This is a genomic window from Mycobacterium sp. UM_Kg1 (genome assembly GCF_000972925.1).
Classification (GTDB): domain Bacteria; phylum Actinomycetota; class Actinomycetes; order Mycobacteriales; family Mycobacteriaceae; genus Mycobacterium; species Mycobacterium hiberniae.
In genome coordinates, this window is the sequence record NZ_JRMK01000300.1 from 1 (window position 1) to 1425 (window position 1425).

At 68.6% G+C, this 1425-nt stretch carries 2 protein-coding genes; both read left to right on the forward strand.

The genetic code is table 11. The features are described 5' to 3' along the window. A partial coding sequence (locus LI92_RS22035) for an NADH-ubiquinone oxidoreductase-F iron-sulfur binding region domain-containing protein (RefSeq protein WP_286135220.1) occupies positions 1-244 on the forward strand: 244 nt, incomplete at its 5' end. Beyond that, on the forward strand, positions 241-1425 hold a 1185-nt coding region (locus LI92_RS21190; protein WP_046322469.1), incomplete at its 3' end, for a 2Fe-2S iron-sulfur cluster-binding protein. The genes LI92_RS22035 and LI92_RS21190, both read left to right, overlap by 4 nt.

The window sequence follows — 1425 nt, forward strand, 5'->3', positions numbered from 1 at the left end:
GCCCATCTACGAGCGTCTGGAATCCGGCCGGGGCACCCCCGAAGACCTCGACACCCTGCTGGACATCGCCGACGTGCTGTTCGGGAAGTCCTTCTGCGCCTTGGGCGACGGCGCGGCGATGCCGGTGAAGTCGTCGATCGAGTACTTCCGTGACGAATACATCGCCCACCTCGACGGGGGCTGCCCGTTCGACCCGAAAGCGAGCATGTACGTGGCAGGTGGATCCCGCGGCGGTGCGGCGTGACGCAAAACGCTCAGCCGGATGGTCAGGAAACGGTCACCCTCACCATCGACGACCAACAGATCACCGTCCCCAAGGGCACCTTGATCATCCGCGCGGCCGAGCAGCTGGGCATCGAGGTCCCGCGGTTCTGCGACCACCCGCTGCTGGACCCGGTGGCCTGGTGCCGGCAGTGCATGGTCGAGGTGGAAGGCCAGCGCAAGCCGCAGCCGTCGTGCGCGGTGGCCGCCGCCGACGGCATGGTGGTACGCACCCAGCACACCTCCGCCGAAGCCGACCGGGCCCAGCACCTGGTGATGGAGCTGCTGCTGATCAACCACCCGCTGGACTGCCCGACCTGCGACAAGGGCGGAGAGTGCCCGCTGCAGAACCAGGCGATGGCACACGGGCGCTCCGAAACTCGCTTCGAAGAGACCAAGCGCCACTACCCCAAACCGATCAACATCTCCGCACAGGTGCTGCTGGACCGGGATCGCTGCATCCTGTGCGCACGCTGCACCCGGTTCGCCAACGAGATCGCCGGGGACAAACTCATCGAGATGATGGACCGCGGCGCCCTGCAGCAGGTCGGCATCTACAGCGACACCCCGTTCGACTCCTACTTCTCGGGCAACACCGTCCAGATCTGCCCGGTGGGTGCTCTCACCGGCGCCTCCTACCGATTCCGGGCCCGGCCCTTCGACCTGGTGTCCACGCCGAGCGTCTGCGAGCACTGCGCGTCGGGCTGCGCTCAGCGCACCGACCACCGGCGCGGCAAAGTGATGCGGCGACTGGCCGGCGACGACCCGGACGTCAACGAGGAGTGGAACTGCGACAAGGGCCGCTGGGCCTTCACCTACGCCACCCAAAGCGACCGCATCACCACACCGCTGATCCGCGACGACAACGGAAACCTGGTTCCCACCTCCTGGCCGCACGCGGCCGCGGTTGCCGCTCGGGGCCTGGCTGCGGCCCGCGGCCGCACCGGGGTGCTGGTCGGCGGCCGGATGTCGGCCGAAGACGCCTACAGCTACGCCAAGTTCGCCCGGCTGGCACTGCACAGCGATGACATCGACTTCCGGGCCCGGGCACACTCCGCCGAGGAGGCCGCATTCCTGGGCGCCCGGGTGGCCGGCCGCGGTGTCGAGGTCAGCTATGCCGACCTGGCGGCCGCGCCGGTGGTCCTGCTGCTGTCTCTTATACAC